Source organism: Caldimonas hydrothermalis (genome assembly GCF_056746695.1).
In genome coordinates this window covers 173,251-190,007 of sequence record NZ_JBWQXA010000007.1, presented here as the reverse complement: position 1 = coordinate 190,007, position 16,757 = coordinate 173,251, and the positions used below count along the sequence as shown (strand labels likewise).

Genomic DNA, 16,757 nt, shown 5'->3' with positions numbered 1-16,757 from the left:
CCGGGTCTATTGCGCCGCGCGCTGGGCCGCCGCGTGCAGGCGACGCAGCCCCACCCAGACGGTGGCTGCGATCAGCGGAATGGCCGCGGCGACGACGATGTCGACGCTGAGCGGCAGGCCCGCATCCTTGGCCCCTTTGGCAAGATAGCCGACCAGGCCGGCGCCGTAGTACGTGATCGCCGCAATCGACAAGCCTTCGACAGCCGTCTGCAGCATCAGTTGGGCTTTCTGGCGGCGGTTCATCGCATCCAGCAGGGCCTGGCTGCTTTGCTGCTGCTCGATCTCCACGCGCGTGCGCAGCAGGTTGCTGGTGCGCGAGATGCGTTCGGACAACTGCTGCTGGCGCCGCGCCGCCCAGGCACAGGTCTGCATCGCCGGCCCCAGTCGCCGGTCCATGAACTCGCCCATGGTTTGCAATCCGGCCAGGCGGTGCTCGGCCAGCTCGTCGATGCGCCGCTGCACCAGCTCGAAGTAGGCGCCGCTGGCCGAGAATCGGGCGTGGGTGCTGGCGTACAGGCTCTCCACCCGGCCGGCCAGGTGGGTGAGCTGGCGCAGCAGCTCAGGCTCGTGCGAGCGCTCGGCGCTGCGGATCTGGTCTGCGATCCGTGCCAGCTCGCGCTCGGCATCGGCCAGGGTGGCGGCGACCTGGCGCGCCGCCGGCAGGCCCAGCAAAGCCATCATCCGGTAGGTCTCCACCTCCAGCAGGCGCTGGACGGTGCGGCCCAGACGGCGGGGGTGCATGCTGGCGGCCACCACCACCACACGCGCGAAGCCGTCGGCATGCAGCCGGAAGTCGGTGTAGACCTCGGCCTGTCCGTCCATCACGATGGAGCCGACCAGGCTCTCCTCGGACAGGGCCCCACGCACCAGGGGGTCGGAGCCGTCATCGCGGGTGCGCGTGACCAGCACGTGCATGCCCACCAGCCATTGCCCCGGGATGCCGCGCAGCCAGTCCTGGGGCACCAGGCCGACGGCCGGCTCGTCGAAGCTGGTGGGCCGCTCGGACAGGGCCCGCCAGAAGGTGTAGGTCTGGAACTCGGTGTGCTGCTCCCAGCGCAGGTGCACGCCTCCGATGTCCAGACTCAGGTGGCTGGCGTCCTCGGCCGGCAGCGGCAGGTGGCGCGCGCGCAGCAGCGCGTGCAAGTGCTCGCGCGAGGCCGTCTGCCCCGGCGGTGTGAGCAGCGCCAGGTGCGACAGCGCCAGCGGCGCGCACATCCGCTCGTAGGGGCGCGCATGGACCTCGTTGTGCAGAACCTCCCGCAGCGGATGGGGTGTGAGCATCGGGCTAATCTCCTCCTGGGGGCGCATTATCGCGGCCGCTCAAAGGCGCAAAGGCCGCCCGAAGGCGGCCTTTGCAGCGCGCAGGCAGGCAGCCCCGCGTCAGTCGGCTTCCTGGAAGGCTTCCTCGCGCTTGCGCCGGATCGAGGGCATCAGCACGATCACCACCATCGCCAGGGCCGCCAGCAGCAGGCCGGCCGACAGCGGGCGGGTGACGAAGGCCGTCCAGTCGCCGCGCGACAGCAGCAGGGCGCGGCGCAGGTTCTCCTCCATCATGGGCCCGAGGATGAAGCCCAGCAGCAGCGGGGCCGGCTCGCAGCCCAGCTTGTAGAAGGCATAGCCGATGATGCCGAACAGGGCGCCCATGTAGACGTCGAAGTTGTTGTTGTTCAGCGTGTACAGGCCGATACAGCAGAAGGTCAGGATCGCCGGGAACAGGAAGCGGTAAGGCACCGTCAGCAGCTTGATCCAGATGCCGATCAGCGGCAGGTTGAGCACCACGAGCATCAGGTTGCCGATCCACATCGAAGCAATCAGGCCCCAGAACAGCGCCGGGTCGCTGGTCATGACCTGCGGGCCGGGCTGGATGCCCTTGATCGTCATCGCGCCCACCATCAGCGCCATCACGACGTTGGACGGGATGCCCAGCGTGAGCATGGGAATGAAGGAGGTCTGGGCGCCGGCATTGTTCGCCGCCTCGGGGCCGGCCACGCCCTGAATGGCCCCCTTGCCGAACTGGCTGGGATCCTTGGCGAGCTTCTTCTCCAGCGTGTAGGAGGCAAACGAGGACAGCAGCGCGCCGCCGCCGGGCAGGATGCCCAGGATGGAGCCGAGCGCCGTGCCGCGCAGCACCGCCGGGGCGGCTTCCTTGAAGTCCTTCTTGCTGGGCCACAGGCCCCGCACGTCGCGGGTGAAGACCTCGCGGGTGTGCGACGGGACCGAGAGGTTGGCGATGATCTCACCGAAGCCGAAGATGCCCATCGCGATGACGACGAAGTTGATGCCGTCGGACAGTTCGGGAATGTCGAACGAGTAGCGCGGCACGCCGGAGATCACGTCGGTGTTGATCTGCCCGATCAGCAAACCCAGCAGGATCATCGCGATGGCCTTGATGAGCGAGCCCGAGGCCAGTACCACCGAGCCGATCAGGCCCAGCACCATCAGCGAGAAGTATTCGGCCGGGCCGAACTTGAAGGCCAGCTCGGTCAGCGGCGGCGCAAAGCCAGCGATGATGAGCGTAGCCACCGAGCCGGCAAAGAAAGAGCCCAGCGCAGCCGTGGCCAAGGCCGCGCCAGCACGCCCCTGGCGGGCCATTTGATAGCCGTCCAAGGCGGTCACGACCGAGGATGATTCGCCCGGCACGTTGATGAGGATGGCGGTGGTCGAGCCGCCGTATTGCGAACCGTAGTAGATGCCCGCCAGCATGATCAGCGCCGGCGTGGCGTCCAGCGCGTAGATGGAGGGCAGCAGCATCGCGATGCTGGCCGCCGGGCCGAGACCGGGCAACACGCCCACCAGGGTGCCGAACAGGGCCCCGATGAAGGCATAACCCAGGTTTTGAAGCGACAGCGCAGTCTCAAAACCCAGCGCGAGATTGGCAAGCAAATCCATGAGGGGTCTCCTTGGGCGTTCGACTTACTGGGAAAGCCAAGCCGGCCACAAGGGGATGACCAGATTGAGCGCCCAAGAGAACACGAACCATGACAGGGCCGTGAGCACGACCGCGGCGATGATGGCATCTCGCCAATTGAATTCGTCGCCGGCGAGGCTGGCCACGATGATCAGCAGCGGCAGCGAGATCAGCAGACCCAGGCGGGGCAGCGTAGCGCCGAACAGCACCACCGATCCGACGATGATGAACAAGGGTTTCCACCCAATGTGGCCGATGGGCTCGCCGTCCTCGGTCTCGATGGTCAGCGCGCTGAACGTGACCAGGGCGCCCAGGATGGCCAGCAAGATGCCCAGACCGAAGGGGAAATACCCCGGGCCGGGGCGCGCGGAACTGCCGAAGCTGTATTCGGTGGCACCCCAGGCGAACGCGATGCCCACGACGATGAACATCAGTCCGGACGCGAAGTCCTTCTGACTCTTGATCTTCACGATCGCTCCTCAGACGGTTATGGTGGTATTGGCAGAACTGCCCACGATAGAACTGCCGGCGATTCTAGGGAGCGGCCCGCAAACCGTTCCTGTGGAATACACGTAGCGGCAGGAGGCCTGCCGGCCGAGCCGGACGCCGTAAAGCAGGCGGCTCGGGGCTGCGCGATCGGTGCCTTGCGTCTCAGGCTTCCCAGGCCGGGGTGGCGCGCAGCACCTCGTCCAGCGTGGTCAGGCCCTCGGCCACCTTCATCGCGCCGGCCAGACGCAGCGGGCGCATGCCATCCTGAGTGGCCTGCTGTCGCAGGCGCGACAGGTCCGGCGTCTGGGTGAGGTGGGGCTTGAGGGCCTCGGTGACGGTGAGCAGCTCGTACAGGCCCGCGCGCCCCTGGAAGCCGGTCATGCGGCACTCGATGCAGCCCACCGGCCGATAGGGGCGGAAGGCCCCGCTCATGCGCCAGGGGGCGATGGCCGCGGCCAGGGTGTCGCGGCTGAAGTCCTCGTCGGGCTGCTTGCAGTGCGGGCACAGGGTGCGCACCAGACGCTGGGCCAGCACGCCCAGCACGGTGGCGCTGATCAGGTAGGACGGCACGCCCAGGTCGAGCAGCCGGGTGATGGCCGAGGCCGCGTCGTTGGTGTGCAGCGTGGTGAACACCAGGTGCCCGGTGAGCGCCGCCTGGATCGCCATCTCGGCGGTTTCGAGGTCGCGCACCTCGCCCACCATGATGATGTCCGGATCCTGGCGCATCAGCGCGCGCAGCCCGCTGGCAAAGTTGAGGTCGAGCTGGGGCTGCACCTGGGTCTGGTTGAAGGCCGGCTCGATCATCTCGATCGGGTCCTCGATCGTGCAGACGTTCACCTCGTCGGTGGCCAGGCGCTTGAGCGTGGCGTACAGCGTGGTGGTCTTGCCCGAACCGGTGGGGCCGGTCACCAGGATCACGCCGTGCGGCCGCGTGACGAGCTGCTCCCAGCGCTGCGCGTCGTGGCTGGAAAAGCCCAGGGCATCGAGGCTCTTGACCGTGGTGTCCGGGTCGAAGATGCGCATCACCAGCTTTTCGCCGAAGGCCGTGGGCAGGGTGGACAGCCGCATCTCGACCTCGTCGCCGCGCGGGTTGCGCGTCTTGATCCGGCCGTCGAGCGGGCGGCGCTTTTCCACCACGTCCATGCGGCCCAGCAGCTTGATGCGACTGGTCATCGCGGCCATCACGGTCAGCGGCAACTGGTAGACGGTGTGCATCACTCCGTCGATGCGAAACCGCACCGCACCGATGTCGCGGCGGGGCTCGAGATGGATGTCCGAGGCGCGCTGGTCGAAGGCGTACTGCCACAACCAGTCGACCACCTGCACGATGCCCTGGTCGTTGGCGTCGAGGTGCTTGGCCTTGCCGAGTTCGACGAGCTGCTCGAAGTTGGCCGGGCCGCTGACCTGGCCGTTCTTTGCCGCGGCTTTGACCGACTTGGCCAAGGTGTAGAACTCGGTGGTATAGCGCGCCAGCTCGTTCGGGCTGGACACCACCAGCCGGATCTTCTTGCGCGTGTGCGCCTCGATCTCGGCCACCCAGTCGGTATCGAAGGGCTCGCAGGTGGCCATCGTGATCTCGGCCAGGCCCACCTGCACCGGCAGGCAGCGGCGCCGCTCGGCGTAGTTGATCGACATCACATCGGCCACACGGCCCACATCGACCTTGAGCGGGTCGATGCGCAGGTAGTCCAGCCCCGCGCGACCGGCGAGCCATTTGGTGAGGGTCTCGGTGTCCAGCGGCTTGCCGGTGCCGGCATGCACCAGGCCCACGCTGGCCAGGCGCACCAGCGGGTGCTGGGCACTGGCGCCGGCGGCCAGGCGCTGCTGGGTGCGCTGGGCGTCGCCGGGGGTGATCACACCGTCCTCGCGCAACCAGTCCACCAGCACCTGCCAGTCCAGGCGGCCCTTGCGATGGGCCTTGCGATGCATTTTGGCGTGGACGGAGTCGGGTTTGGCGGTCATGACGGGTGCACGTGTTTCATCATGCGCGGCCATTTGCGAGCCGGCAGGCCGAAACGAGTTTCGACGGTTTCGGCACGCTCGGCAAGCACGGCCCGGGTCACGGGCGGCACGCCACGGCAGGCCAGCACGATGGTGTTGCCTTCGCGCGTCGGCCGCAGGCTCCAAAGGGTTTCACCGGCAAAGGCTGCGGCGATGTGCGCCAGGCTGCGCTCGAAGCTGGCATGGCGGCCGAAGAGGTTGACACTCATGACACCGCCTGGCGCCAGCAGGCGGTGGCAGGCCCGGTAGAACGCCTCGTCGTCGAGCACCGGGCTGGCGGCTTCGTGGTCGTACAGGTCCACACACAGCGCATCGGCCGTGCCCGCATGGGCCGGGTCGCCCACGTAGGCGGCGGCATCGGCCTCGATCACGCGCAGCCGCTCGTCGTCGGGCGGCAGGCGGAACCACTGGCGGCACACGGCGATGACCTCGGGGTTCAGCTCCACCGCGGTGGTGCGCCAGCGCAGCTTCCTGTGACAGAACTTGGTGATCGCCGCCGCGCCCAGGCCCAGTTGCACGGCGTGGCCCTCGCCCAGGGCATCGGTGGGGCGCAGCAGCATCCAGGCCATCATGCGCTGCACGTAGGCCAGCTCGATGTCGTTGGGCTTCTTCACCCGCATGGCCCCCTGGACCCAGGGCGTGTCCAGGTGCAGATAGCGCACGCCGTCGGATTCGGACAGCGTGACGCTCGGATGATGCAGGGCGCCTTTGCGCTGCTTGGTGGAGCTCATGCCAGTTCGTGCAGTTCGAAAACGGCCCGCCAGGCCACCAGCTTGCGCTCGAAGCTCCAGGTGGCGTTGGCCGGGCTGGTGGAAGGCAGGCGGTGCACCGCCAAGCCCAGGTGGCGCGTGATGCGCATCGCCCGGGCGGACTCGCCGCCGTTGTGGGCCAGCGCCTGCAGGCCCGGGGCCCATTCGCGCAGGCGCGCCAGCGGGTTGAGTTCGGCCTCCTCGATGGCGCTGTCCAAGCTGCCCTCGCGCCGGCAGCTCGCATACACGTCCCACAGGCCCAGCCCCCGCTCGCGCACCACGTCCAGCCGCTGCGCATAGGGCAGGGCCCGCAGGTCCACCCCCCACAGGGCCGACAGCAGGGGCCAGAAATGATTCCGCGGATGCGCGTAGTACTGCTGCTCGCGCAACGAGGCCACGCCGGGAAAACTGCCCAACACCACGAGGCGGGTATGGGGCACCACCACCGGCGCCAGGCCCTGCAGGCGATCGGGAGCCTTCATGCCCACGCCAACCCCAGCACCTCGCGCGCATTGGCCGAGGTGGCTGCAGCCACCGCCTCCGGGCTCAGGCCGCGCAACTCGGCCAGCACCTGGGCGATGCGCGGCAGCTCGGCCGGCTCGTTGCGGCTGGTCTGGCCCGCGGCGCACTGCTCAGCGGTGCGGTAGAGCCACTGCGGCGGGATGTCGGGCGCATCGGTCTCCAGCACCAGCGCTTGCAGCGGCAGCTCACGGGCCAGGGTGCGGATCTGCAGCGCACGCTCAAACGTCATCGCACCGCCGAAGCCCAACTTGAAACCCAGGTCGATGAAGGCCCGTGCCTGCTGGACACTGCCGTTGAAAGCATGGGCGATGCCCCCCTTGACGCGCACTCGCCGCAGGTGCTTGAGCAGGGCATCGGCCGAGCGGCGCACATGCAGGATCACCGGCAGCTCGAACTCGCGGGCCAGTTGAAGCTGGGCCACGTAATAGCGCTCCTGCACGGCGCGGTCCAGGCCCGGCACGAAGTGGTCCAGGCCGATCTCGCCCACGGCCACCAGACGGGCGTCGCCGCGATGACGCTGCAGCGCGGCGCGCAGCGTGTCCAGCGCATCGGGTGGCTCCGCGTGCACATACAGAGGATGCAGGCCCAGCGCATAGACGCAGCCGTGACGATGGGCCAGGTCGCGCACAGCCTCGAGGTTGGTGGTGCTCACGGCCGGCAGGACCATGCCGCCCACGCCTTGCGAGCGCGCACGCGCGACCACTGCCTCGCGGTCGCCGTCGAATTCGGCCGCATCGAGGTGGCAGTGGGTGTCGATCCACATGGTGCGTCTTCGTTCAGACGAGCACGCCCGCCTTCAGCCTGAGCCGCCGGTCGCAGCGCGCAGCCAGCTCCTCGTCGTGGGTGACCACGACGAAGGCCGTGCCCTGGTCGCGCGCCAGCGAGAGCATCAGCTCGAAGATGGTGTTGGCCGTCTCGCGGTCCAGGTTGCCGGTGGGCTCGTCGGCCAGCACGCACGCCGGTTGCGTCACCAGGGCCCGGGCGATGGCCACGCGCTGGCGCTCGCCACCGGACAGTTCGGCCGGGCGATGCTGCGTGCGCTCGCGCAGACCCACGCGCGAGAGCATCGCCAGGGCCTGTTCGTGCGCAGGTGCCACCGGCATGCGCCGGATGCGCAGCGGCATGGCCACATTGTCCAGCGCCGTGAACTCGGGCAGCAAGTGGTGAAACTGATAGACGAAGCCCAGATGCCGGTTACGCCACTGCCCCTGGGCAGACGGCCCCAGGCTGGCGAAATCCCGCCCCTGCAACACCACGCGCCCCTGCGTGGGCGCATCCAGACCGCCCAGCAGATGCAGCAGCGTGCTCTTGCCCGAGCCCGAGGCGCCGACGATGGCCAGCGTCTCGCCCGGGCGCACCTGCAGGCTCACGCCGCGCAGCACGTGCACGTCCAGCGGGCCTTCGTGGAAGCGCTTGTGCAGGCCTTCGGCGCTCAGCACGAACTCACTCATAGCGCAGCGCCTCCGCCGGCTGCACACGGCTGGCGCGCCAGCTCGGATACAGCGTGGCCACGAAAGCCAGCACGAGCGAGATCACACCGATGGGCACGATGTCGGCCATCTGTGGGTCGCTGGGCATGCGGCTGATGAGGTAGATGCTGCCGGGCAGGAAGCTCGCGTTGAACAGCCGCTCGATGGCCGGCACGATCACGTCGATGTTGAACGCCACCAGCAGCCCCAGCAGCAGGCCGCCCAGGGTGCCGATGATGCCGCTGGCCGCCCCCTGCACCATGAAAATGCCCATGATAGAGCGCGGCGTGGCGCCCAGGGTGCGCAAGATGGCGATGTCGGCCCGTTTGTCGGTGACCGTCATCACCAGCATCGACACCAGATTGAAGGCCGCCACCGCCACGATCAGCGTGAGGATGATGAACATCATGCGTTTTTCGAGCTGCACGGCATCGAACCAGTTGCGGTTGGTGCGTGTCCAGTCGCGCAGGTAGAGCTCGCCGCTGAGCTGCTGGGCCAGCTCCTGCGCCACCTGCCGGGCGCGGTGCAGGTCGGCCAGGCGCAACTGCACGCCCGTGGGCCCGGCCACGCGGAAGAGCCGGGCCGCATCGTCCAGGTGCATCAGCACCAGGCCGCTGTCGTATTCATAGTGGCCGGCCTCGAAGGTGCCCACCACCGTCATCTGCTTCAGGCGCGGCACCACGCCGGCCGGCGTCACCTGCCCGCTGGGCGAGACGATGGTGACGCGGTCGCCCTCGCGAACGCCGAGCTGGCGAGCCAGCTCGGCCCCCAGCACCACGCCCCAGCCGTCGGGCTGCAGGCGGGCCAGCACGGTGTCCTTGAGCTGGGCGGCCAGCGGGGTCACGTTGGGCTCGTGCTCGGGCGAGATGCCGCGGATGATCGCGCCGCGCATGTCCTCGCCGCGCGCCACCAGGGCCTGGGCGGCCACATAGGGGGCGGCACCCAGCACCTGCGAGTTCGCCAGGGCCTCGTTGGCCGTCTGTTCCCAGTTGGGCAGGGCCTGGCCGTCGGCCGAGAAGACCTCGATGTGCGAGATCACCGACAGCATGCGGTCGCGCACCTCCTTCTGGAAGCCGTTCATCACCGACAGCACGATGATGAGCGCCGCCACCCCCAGCGCGATGCCCAGCATCGACACGCCGGAGATGAACGAGATGAAACCGTTGCGCCGGGTGGCGCGGCCGGCACGCGTATAGCGCCAGCCGATCTGCAGTTCGTAGGGCCAGTTCATGGGTCGCATGGAGGGGTTCGCCCGCAGGCAGGCGCCCGATGCTACCCGAGCCGGCCAGGGCGCCGATAATGGCGGGCCATGCATGTGCTGATTCCCTATGCCTCGGCGCTGGCCGAGGCGGCCCGCGCGAAGATGCGCGAGCTGTCCCTGCCCCACCTGGGCGGCCTGCTGGCCCACCTCGGGCCGGTCTGGCGCAGCGAGGGCGACGAGTACAGCCTGTCCATGCCGCATGAGCGCGCCCTGGCCCTGGCTTGGGGCTATGCCGGCCCCGACGGCGGCCTGCCCTGGGCGGCTCATGCCGCAGCGTCCGACGGCATCGCCACCGACGACCTGTGCTGGGGCCTGCTCACGCCTGCCCACTGGCATGCCAGTGCCGACGAGGTGACCATGCTGCCGCCCGAGTCGCTGCAGCTCGACGAGGCCGCCTCGCGCGAGGCGCTCGAAGCCGTGCGCGAGCTCTTCGAAGGCGAAGGCTGGGTGCTGGTCTACGGCGCCCCGTTGCGCTGGTATGTCGCCCACGAAAGCCTGGCGGAGCTGCCCACGGCCAGCGTGGACCGGGTGATCGGCCGCAACGTGGACCTGTGGATGCCCGACCACCCCCAAGCCCGCCTGGTGCGCCGGCTGCAGCAGGAAGTGCAGATGCTGCTCTACACCCATCCGCTGAACGAACGCCGCGAGGCTGCCGGCCTGCTGCCCATCAACAGCTTCTGGCTGAGCGGTTGCGGGGTGCGCCAGCAGGCCCGACCCGCCGCCGACCTGATCGTGGACACCCGCCTGCGCGATGCCCTCGTCCAGGGCGACTGGGCCGCCTGGGCGCAGGCTTGGCAGGCCCTGGACGCCGGCCCCCTGCGCGAAGCCTGGCAGCGAGCGCGCGCCGGACAGCCCGTGCAACTGACCTTGTGCGGCGAGCGCCACGCGCAGACCTGGGCCCCGGCGGCGCGCTCCTGGTGGCAGGTGCTCAGGACACGCTGGGCACCGGCCTCGCCGGCCGACGTGCTGCAGTCCCTGTGAGCCGGAGCCGGTCATGAGAATCATCACGCGCGACGTCCCTCCCCGCACGGCCTGGGCGCTGGAGCAAGCCGGGGTGCACCCCTTGCTAGCCCGCCTGTATGCGGCCCGCGGCATCCGCAGCACCGACGAACTCGACGACTCACTCGCCCGCCTGCTGCCGCCCGAGCAATTGAAAGGTGCCGCCGACGCGGCCACCTGCCTGGCCGAAGCCCTCACGGCCGGCCAGCGCATCTGCGTGGTGGCCGACTACGACTGCGACGGCGCCACCGCCTGCGCCGTGGCCCTGCGCGGCCTGAAGCTGCTGGGCGCGCGGCCCGACACCCTCAGCTATGTGGTGCCCGACCGCGCCGTGCACGGCTACGGCCTCACGCCCGCCATCGTCGACCTGGCGATGGCCCGGCGCCCTGACGTGCTGATCACCGTGGACAACGGCATCGCCAGCCTCGAGGGCGTGGCCCACGCCCGCGCACGGGGCCTGCGCGTGGTAGTGACCGACCATCACCTGCCGGCTCAGGTCCATGGCGAGGTCGTGCTGCCCGATGCCGACGTGATCGTCAACCCCAACCAGCCTGGCTGCCCCTTCGAGAGCAAGCACCTGGCCGGCGTGGGCGTGATGTTCTACGTGCTGCTGGCCCTGCGCGCCGAACTGCGCCGGCGCGGCGCCTTCGAGGCCGGTGCCCAGCCCCGCCTGGACAGCCTGCTCGACCTCGTTGCCCTGGGCACCGTGGCCGACGTGGTGAAGCTCGATGCGAACAACCGGCGGCTCGTCGCCCAGGGCCTCAAGCGCATCCGTGCCGGGCGCATGCAGCCCGGCGTGGCCGCGCTCTTTGCCGCCGCCGGCCGCCGCGCCGAACGGGCCGGCGCCTTCGACTTCGGCTTTGCGCTGGGCCCGCGCATCAATGCCGCCGGCCGCCTGGCCGACATGACGCTGGGCATCGAATGCCTGCTCACCGACGATGCCACCCGCGCCGCCGAGCTGGCGCAACTGCTCGACGGCATCAACCGCGAGCGCCGCAGCGTGGAAGCCGGCATGCGCGAACAGGCCGAGGCCTTGCTCGAACGCCTGATGCCCACCGGCGACCCCCCGCCTGCCGTCGCGATCTACGACGCCGAATTCCACGAAGGCGTGGTGGGCATCGTCGCCTCGCGCCTGAAGGACCGCGTGCACCGCCCCACCTTCGTCTTCGCCCGCGGCCAGGACGGCCTGCTCAAGGGCTCGGGCCGCTCCATCCCCGGCTTTCACCTGCGCGATGCGCTGGATCTCGTCAGCAAACGCCACCCCGGCGTGCTGCGCAAGTTCGGCGGCCACGCCATGGCGGCCGGCTGCACCGTGGGCGAGGACGATTTCGTCACCTTCGCCCAGGCCTTCGCCACCGTGGCCAGCGAATGGCTGGACGACAGCCTGCTGGCACGCACCGTGGCCACCGACGGCCCGCTGGAACCGCAATGGTTCCACCCCGAGGTCGTGCAGATCCTGGAGCAGGAAGTCTGGGGCCAGGCCTTCGAGGCGCCGGTCTTCTGCGACGAGGTGGACGTGGTGTCCCAGCGCATCGTCGGCGAACGCCACCTGAAGCTTTCCGTGCGCCACGCCGGCCACCTGCGTGATGCGATCTGGTTCGGCCATAGCGACCCCCTGCCCGAACGCAGCCGCCTGGCCTATCGCTTGTCCTTGGACGAATACAACGGCCAGCAGCGGGTGCAGATGGTGGTGGAAGCGGTGGGTTGACCCCCCGGTTGCGGGGACGGTTGCGACTTGTCACGCCTGCCGGCGGCCGGTGGCGCTAGGCTGGCGGCTTCGGACACGAAGGAGCCGCCATGCCTCCTGATCTGCCTGGCCTGCCGGCCCCCGCCCCCGCGCTCGAAAATGCCCAACGCCGCCACCTGCTGCTGCGCGCCGGGCGCTACGCCACCGCCGTGGCCGCCCTGTCGGCCTGCGGCGGAGGCGGCGGCGACGCCGGATCACCATCCCCCCCGCCCCCACCGGGCCCACCACCGCGGATCACGAGCGTGGTCACCGGCTTGGACAAACCTTGGGGGCTCGCCTTCCTGCCCGACGGCAGTGCGCTCGTGACCGAAAAGCCCGGGCGGCTGCGCCGTGTGGGCACCGACGGCACCATCTCGGCCGCCATTGCGGGTGTGCCAGCCGTGTACTACGCAGGCAACACCCAAGGCGGACTGCTCGACGTGGTGATCGATCCGAACTTCGCGAGCAACCGACGCATCTATCTGTCCTATGCCGAACCCGACCAGGGGGGCGCCATCACCGGCATCGGCACCGCCGTGGCGCGCGCCGTGCTAAGCCACGACCATATGAGCCTCAGCCTGGTGACAGTCATCTACCGCCAGATGCCCCGCTTCAACGGCGACGGCCATTTCGGCTCGCGGCTGGTCTTCGGACGCGATGGCCACCTGTTCGTCACCCTGGGCGACCGCCAGGTTCAGAACAATGCCCCGCAAACCACCGACAACCACCTCGGCAAGGTCGTGCGCATCGACACCAACGGCAACAACCCCGGCAACAACTTCAGCGGCCTGATCTGGAGCGTCGGCCACCGCAACCCCCAAGGCGCCGCGATCCACCCCGACACCGGCGAGCTGTGGATCAGCGAGCACGGCCCGCTGGGCGGCGACGAGATCAACCGGGTGCTGCGCGGCGGCAACTACGGCTGGCCGAATGTGAGCTATGGCTGCCCGTATGACCAGACGCCGGGCAACGCCTGCCGCATCGGCGGCGGCACCCACGCGCCCTCCTTCGCGGAGCCGGCGTGGTACTGGGTCCCCATCTCCTGCGCGCCCGCGGGCATGTGCTTCTACACCGGCGAGCGCTTCCCTGAATGGCGCGGCAACCTCTTCGTGGGCACCATGGCCGACCAGCGCTGCCTGCGACGGCTGACGCTGCGCGGCAACACCATCATCGCCGAAGAACAACTGTTTCGCTCGCTGGACGTGCGCATGCGCGATGTCGAGCAAGGCCCCGATGGCTGGCTCTACGTGCTCGACGAAAGCCGCGGCCACCTCCTGCGCATCGATCGCTGAAGCCCCGACGGCCACCGGGAACCCGCGCCCGGTGGCAGACTCCGACGAAAGAGTTTCTTTCGGAGTGGACCATGCGAATTCATCAGCGCCTGCTCCTGGCCGCCGCCCTCGGCCTGGCCACCGTGCTGGCCCAGGCCCAGACCCTCAAACCCGTCAGCGTGGCCCGCGGCCTGCAGCACCCCTGGGGCCTGGCCTTCCTGCCCGATGGCCGCATGCTCGTCACCGAACGGCCGGGGCGCCTGCGCATCGTCTCGCCCGACGGCGCGCTCAGCGCACCCGTGGCCGGCGTGCCCAAGGTCGATGCCCGCGGCCAGGGTGGCCTGCTCGACGTGGCGGTCGATCCCGAGTTCGCCAGCAACCGCTTCATCTACCTGAGCTACAGCGAACCCGGCGAGGGCGGCAACAGCACCGCTGTGGCACGCGGGCGGCTGGAAGGCAACGCGCTCGCCGACGTGCAGGTGATCTTCCGCCAGCAGCCCAAAATCAACAGCTCGGCCCACTTCGGCTCGCGCCTGGTGTTCGCGCGCGACGGGCGCCTGTTCATCACCCTGGGCGACCGCTTCGGCCAGCGCAACGAGGCGCAGAACCTGGCCAACCACATCGGCAAAGTGGTGCGCATCGAGCGCGACGGCCGCGTGCCCGCCGACAACCCCTTCGTGGGCCGCACCGACGCCCGCCCCGAGATCTGGAGCTACGGCCACCGCAACGTGCAAGGCGCCGCGCTGCACCCGCAAACCGGCGAACTCTGGACCCATGAACACGGCCCCCAGGGCGGCGACGAACTCAACCTCACCCAGGCCGGCCGCAACTACGGCTGGCCCGTGGCCACCTCCGGCCGCGAATACGGCACCGGACTGAGCATTGGCGAAGGCCCCAGCAAGGCCGGCATGGAAGATCCGCTGCGGGTATGGGTGCCGCGCTCCGTGGCCCCCAGCGGCATGGCCTTCTACACCGGCGAGCGCTACCCGCAGTGGAAAGGCCACCTCTTCATCGGCACCCTGCGCGAACAGGCGCTGATCCGCCTCGAACTCGACGGCACGCGCGTGGTGCGCGAAGAACGCCTGCTCACCACCTTGCGCGAGCGCATCCGCGACGTACGCCAGGGGCCCGATGGGTGGCTTTACATCCTGACGGACAACAACGACGGGCAGGTGCTGAGGCTGGAGAACTGAAGGCTGGAGTGCCTTATGCCGCCTGGAGCAGGGACTCGACCTTCACCGCTTCATACGGAAAGACGATGCCGCTCCCCTCGGCCCGGTCCAGCACGCCGGCATGGAGCAAGGCCGTCACGCCGCTGTGAGCCGCCTTGACGTCACGGTTCACGCGCCGCGCGGCCTCCCGGATGGACACCGGCCCGGCCCCGCAAAGGGCTTTCAACAGCTCCCACCGCTTGGCGGTGAGCACCTTCCACAGCAGCTCGGGGGAAGCAAAGCGGATCCGCGCCGACAGTGCCGGTTTGCTGCTGCGCCAAACGCTGGCGCAGTTGGCCATCGATGCCTTGGGGGAGCACACCTCAAGAGTGACTGTTCTTCACGGTTGCACCTCGCGATGTCTTGCTCAAAAGCTGCGAGCCATGCCTCGGGCGTGGAGAAGGAGTCGCCTGACTTCTTCTCACCGTGGTGTCGATGATCCACTTTGCCCGCTTCGTTGTCGTAGCGAATCTGTTCTCAAAACAGGTCAGGAATCATCCGGGACCCGGCAGTTAACACCGGAGTGAAGCCACGCCGCGAAGTGGCGTCGGCTTGGACGAATGGCTCGCTGCTATTGGTAGTGCGTCCACATCCGCAGCACCTTGACTGTACGCTGCGTCTCCAGCACTTGGTACACCAACCGGTGTTGAATGTTGATGCGGCGAGAGTATGCCCCTGCCAGATCACCCACCAGTTTCTCGTAAGGCGGCGACGTTTGAAACGGGTTCTTGGCCAGGATGGCCAGCAGTGCCTGTGCGTTCTCCTTGAGACCGGCGGCTGCGAGGTTGCGGGCGTCTTTCTGGGCTTGTTTGGTGAAAACGACTTGCCAGCTCACCAGTCAAGCTCCGTGGAGCAAGACTCAATGGGCTCAGCCATGCCCGCCTTGATGGACTCACGCATGCCCGGCACCGAGAGCAGGTGGAGCGTTTCCTGGATGGCGGCCCAGTCCTCGGCGGAAATCAGGACGGCATTGTGGCGCTTGCCGGAAATGAGGATGGGCTCATGCGACTCGGCCGCTTGGTCCATGAGGCGGTAAAGGTTGGCGCGAGCTTCGCTGGCGGTGAGGGTGGTCATAGGCAGGCTCCAGGGGCCACAAGCGTACGGCAAAACGTACGCCGATGCAAGAGGGCCTAGCGGGCACTTCTCGAAACCTCCCTCACGCCCGCAACCTCTGCGGCCGGCATGATGTCGCCCATGATCACACCGCGCATCAAGCCCTCGTCCTTGTGGCGCTCTCAGCCCGGCGCTGACCTGTTCGTGCAGGACCAGCGTCAATCCAAGCTCGGCGGCTTCATCGCCAACCTGTCGGCGATGGACGAACTGATCGATTTCGCGGCCATCGCCGCCCGGGTGGACACCGCTTGCCCACGCCCTGACCGCAGCAAGGGCGGGCGCCTGCCGTACCCCACCGAGGTGATGGTGCGGCTGCTGTTCATTCAGTCGCTGTACAACCTCAGCGACGAGGACTGCGAGTACCAGGTGCTCGACCGCATGAGCTTCCAGCACTTCTGCCGCCTGGACGGTGCGCTGCACATCCCCGATGCGCGCACGCTGTGGAGCTTCAAGCAGCGCCTGGCCCAAGGCGGTCTGGGCGGTCGCGCGATCTTCGAAGCGGTGAGCCTGCAGTTGCAGCAACACGGCTACATCCCGCGCGGCGGGCAGATCGTGGATGCCAGCATCGTGCAGGTACCGGTCACCCAGGCGAACAAGGAAGAGCGCGAGGCGCTCAACGAAGGGCGCAAGCCCGAGGGCTGGAACGCCAAGCGGTTGCAGCACACCGACCGCGACGCGCACTGGACCAAGAAGCACGGCAAGAGCTTGTACGGCTACAAGGTGCATGCCAACGCGGACGCGCGCTACAAGCTGATCCGCCAGGCGAGGGTCACGCCGGCCAACGCCGACGACGGCCAGACGCTCAAGGAGGTGCTGGAGCGCGCCAATACTGGTGCGCGGCTGCTGGCTGACCGTGGCCACGACGCGCAGATCAACCGGGAGTTGCTGCAGGCCCGCGGGCTGCGCGACGGCATCGCGCGGCGTGCGAAGCCCGGGCAGGAGCGGCGTGTGCGGCTGGATGCGCGCAACAAGGCGATCAACGCCCAGGTTAACCGGCGCCGGAGCCCGTAGGGGCGGAGGGCACCAATACTGGCCATG

Annotated in this window: 17 protein-coding genes; 5 read left to right on the top strand and 12 right to left on the bottom strand. The window is 68.8% G+C overall.

Translation table 11 applies throughout. The features are described 5' to 3' along the window. Window positions 1-6: 6 nt before the first annotated feature. The 9 genes from AC1ECW_RS10960 to AC1ECW_RS10920 all read right to left on the bottom strand — a co-directional run bounded on the left by AC1ECW_RS10960 (window position 7) and on the right by AC1ECW_RS10920 (window position 9,369). Window positions 7-1,281 carry a DUF3422 family protein gene (locus AC1ECW_RS10960; protein ID WP_409704160.1) on the bottom strand — a complete coding sequence of 425 codons (1,275 nt, stop codon included), beginning with the start codon at window positions 1,279-1,281 and terminating at the stop codon, window positions 7-9. A 99-nt stretch (window positions 1,282-1,380) separates the two neighbouring features. Continuing rightward, window positions 1,381-2,889 carry a tripartite tricarboxylate transporter permease gene (locus tag AC1ECW_RS10955; RefSeq protein WP_409704158.1) on the bottom strand — a complete coding sequence of 503 codons (1,509 nt, stop codon included), beginning with the start codon at window positions 2,887-2,889 and terminating at the stop codon, window positions 1,381-1,383. A gap of 24 nt (window positions 2,890-2,913) precedes the next feature. After that, a complete protein-coding gene (locus tag AC1ECW_RS10950) occupies window positions 2,914-3,378 on the bottom strand; it encodes a tripartite tricarboxylate transporter TctB family protein (protein WP_481201829.1) in 465 nt (154 codons plus the stop codon). A gap of 181 nt (window positions 3,379-3,559) precedes the next feature. Then, entirely contained in the window at window positions 3,560-5,359 is a 1,800-nt protein-coding gene (gene tfpB, locus AC1ECW_RS10945; RefSeq protein ID WP_481201828.1) for a type IV pilus assembly ATPase TfpB, read from the bottom strand. Then, complete coding sequence (locus AC1ECW_RS10940; RefSeq protein WP_481201827.1) at window positions 5,356-6,129, bottom strand: methyltransferase domain-containing protein; 774 nt, start codon at window positions 6,127-6,129, stop codon at window positions 5,356-5,358. Before AC1ECW_RS10940 ends, tfpB begins: the two co-directional genes overlap by 4 nt. Further along, on the bottom strand, window positions 6,126-6,629 hold the full coding sequence (locus tag AC1ECW_RS10935; protein WP_409704150.1) for a DNA-deoxyinosine glycosylase: 504 nt from the start codon (window positions 6,627-6,629) through the stop codon (window positions 6,126-6,128). The genes AC1ECW_RS10940 and AC1ECW_RS10935 overlap by 4 nt, the downstream gene beginning before the upstream one ends. Further along, window positions 6,626-7,432: a TatD family hydrolase gene (locus AC1ECW_RS10930; RefSeq protein ID WP_481201826.1), complete on the bottom strand. Its 807-nt coding sequence runs from the start codon at window positions 7,430-7,432 to the stop codon at window positions 6,626-6,628. Before AC1ECW_RS10930 ends, AC1ECW_RS10935 begins: the two co-directional genes overlap by 4 nt. Window positions 7,433-7,445: 13 nt before the next feature. Beyond that, the gene (gene lolD / locus AC1ECW_RS10925) at window positions 7,446-8,120 is read right to left on the bottom strand and encodes a lipoprotein-releasing ABC transporter ATP-binding protein LolD (protein ID WP_409704146.1); all 675 of its coding nucleotides are present in this window, start codon (window positions 8,118-8,120) and stop codon (window positions 7,446-7,448) included. Beyond that, entirely contained in the window at window positions 8,113-9,369 is a 1,257-nt protein-coding gene (locus AC1ECW_RS10920; RefSeq protein WP_481201825.1) for a lipoprotein-releasing ABC transporter permease subunit, read from the bottom strand. The genes lolD and AC1ECW_RS10920 overlap by 8 nt, the downstream gene beginning before the upstream one ends. A gap of 78 nt (window positions 9,370-9,447) precedes the next feature. On the opposite strand from AC1ECW_RS10920, the gene AC1ECW_RS10915 reads away from it, so the two are divergent. The 4 genes from AC1ECW_RS10915 to AC1ECW_RS10900 all read left to right on the top strand — a co-directional run bounded on the left by AC1ECW_RS10915 (window position 9,448) and on the right by AC1ECW_RS10900 (window position 14,588). Next, a complete protein-coding gene (locus AC1ECW_RS10915) occupies window positions 9,448-10,380 on the top strand; it encodes a hypothetical protein (protein ID WP_481201824.1) in 933 nt (310 codons plus the stop codon). A gap of 13 nt (window positions 10,381-10,393) precedes the next feature. After that, window positions 10,394-12,106 carry a single-stranded-DNA-specific exonuclease RecJ gene (gene recJ / locus AC1ECW_RS10910; protein ID WP_481201823.1) on the top strand — a complete coding sequence of 571 codons (1,713 nt, stop codon included), beginning with the start codon at window positions 10,394-10,396 and terminating at the stop codon, window positions 12,104-12,106. A gap of 89 nt (window positions 12,107-12,195) precedes the next feature. Then, complete coding sequence (locus tag AC1ECW_RS10905; RefSeq protein WP_481201822.1) at window positions 12,196-13,416, top strand: PQQ-dependent sugar dehydrogenase; 1,221 nt, start codon at window positions 12,196-12,198, stop codon at window positions 13,414-13,416. Between the two features lie 71 nt (window positions 13,417-13,487). After that, a complete protein-coding gene (locus AC1ECW_RS10900) occupies window positions 13,488-14,588 on the top strand; it encodes a PQQ-dependent sugar dehydrogenase (RefSeq protein ID WP_481201821.1) in 1,101 nt (366 codons plus the stop codon). Window positions 14,589-14,601: 13 nt separating this feature from the next. Here the strand turns inward: AC1ECW_RS10900 and AC1ECW_RS10895 are convergent, their stop codons facing one another. The 3 genes from AC1ECW_RS10895 to AC1ECW_RS10885 all read right to left on the bottom strand — a co-directional run bounded on the left by AC1ECW_RS10895 (window position 14,602) and on the right by AC1ECW_RS10885 (window position 15,680). Continuing rightward, on the bottom strand, window positions 14,602-14,907 hold the full coding sequence (locus AC1ECW_RS10895; protein WP_481201820.1) for an HVO_A0114 family putative DNA-binding protein: 306 nt from the start codon (window positions 14,905-14,907) through the stop codon (window positions 14,602-14,604). A gap of 270 nt (window positions 14,908-15,177) precedes the next feature. Next, window positions 15,178-15,441, bottom strand: a complete 264-nt coding sequence (locus tag AC1ECW_RS10890) for a Txe/YoeB family addiction module toxin (protein ID WP_481201819.1) — start codon at window positions 15,439-15,441, stop codon at window positions 15,178-15,180. Further along, complete coding sequence (locus tag AC1ECW_RS10885; RefSeq protein WP_481201818.1) at window positions 15,438-15,680, bottom strand: type II toxin-antitoxin system Phd/YefM family antitoxin; 243 nt, start codon at window positions 15,678-15,680, stop codon at window positions 15,438-15,440. The genes AC1ECW_RS10890 and AC1ECW_RS10885 overlap by 4 nt, the downstream gene beginning before the upstream one ends. Before the next feature lie 120 nt (window positions 15,681-15,800). On the opposite strand from AC1ECW_RS10885, the gene AC1ECW_RS10880 reads away from it, so the two are divergent. Further along, on the top strand, window positions 15,801-16,730 hold the full coding sequence (locus AC1ECW_RS10880) for an IS5 family transposase (protein ID WP_481201817.1): 930 nt from the start codon (window positions 15,801-15,803) through the stop codon (window positions 16,728-16,730). Window positions 16,731-16,757: the final 27 nt, after the last annotated feature.

Coding starts and splice junctions, on each gene's coding strand:
- AC1ECW_RS10960 (WP_409704160.1), bottom strand. CDS start 1,281: ATGCTCACACCCCATCCGCTGCGGGAGGTTCTGCACAACGAGGTCCAT.
- AC1ECW_RS10955 (WP_409704158.1), bottom strand. CDS start 2,889: ATGGATTTGCTTGCCAATCTCGCGCTGGGTTTTGAGACTGCGCTGTCG.
- tfpB (WP_481201828.1), bottom strand. CDS start 5,359: ATGACCGCCAAACCCGACTCCGTCCACGCCAAAATGCATCGCAAGGCC.
- AC1ECW_RS10940 (WP_481201827.1), bottom strand. CDS start 6,129: ATGAGCTCCACCAAGCAGCGCAAAGGCGCCCTGCATCATCCGAGCGTC.
- AC1ECW_RS10935 (WP_409704150.1), bottom strand. CDS start 6,629: ATGAAGGCTCCCGATCGCCTGCAGGGCCTGGCGCCGGTGGTGGTGCCC.
- AC1ECW_RS10930 (WP_481201826.1), bottom strand. CDS start 7,432: ATGTGGATCGACACCCACTGCCACCTCGATGCGGCCGAATTCGACGGC.
- lolD (WP_409704146.1), bottom strand. CDS start 8,120: ATGAGTGAGTTCGTGCTGAGCGCCGAAGGCCTGCACAAGCGCTTCCAC.
- AC1ECW_RS10920 (WP_481201825.1), bottom strand. CDS start 9,369: ATGAACTGGCCCTACGAACTGCAGATCGGCTGGCGCTATACGCGTGCC.
- AC1ECW_RS10915 (WP_481201824.1), top strand. CDS start 9,448: ATGCATGTGCTGATTCCCTATGCCTCGGCGCTGGCCGAGGCGGCCCGC.
- recJ (WP_481201823.1), top strand. CDS start 10,394: ATGAGAATCATCACGCGCGACGTCCCTCCCCGCACGGCCTGGGCGCTG.
- AC1ECW_RS10905 (WP_481201822.1), top strand. CDS start 12,196: ATGCCTCCTGATCTGCCTGGCCTGCCGGCCCCCGCCCCCGCGCTCGAA.
- AC1ECW_RS10900 (WP_481201821.1), top strand. CDS start 13,488: ATGCGAATTCATCAGCGCCTGCTCCTGGCCGCCGCCCTCGGCCTGGCC.
- AC1ECW_RS10895 (WP_481201820.1), bottom strand. CDS start 14,907: ATGGCCAACTGCGCCAGCGTTTGGCGCAGCAGCAAACCGGCACTGTCG.
- AC1ECW_RS10885 (WP_481201818.1), bottom strand. CDS start 15,680: ATGACCACCCTCACCGCCAGCGAAGCTCGCGCCAACCTTTACCGCCTC.
- AC1ECW_RS10880 (WP_481201817.1), top strand. CDS start 15,801: ATGATCACACCGCGCATCAAGCCCTCGTCCTTGTGGCGCTCTCAGCCC.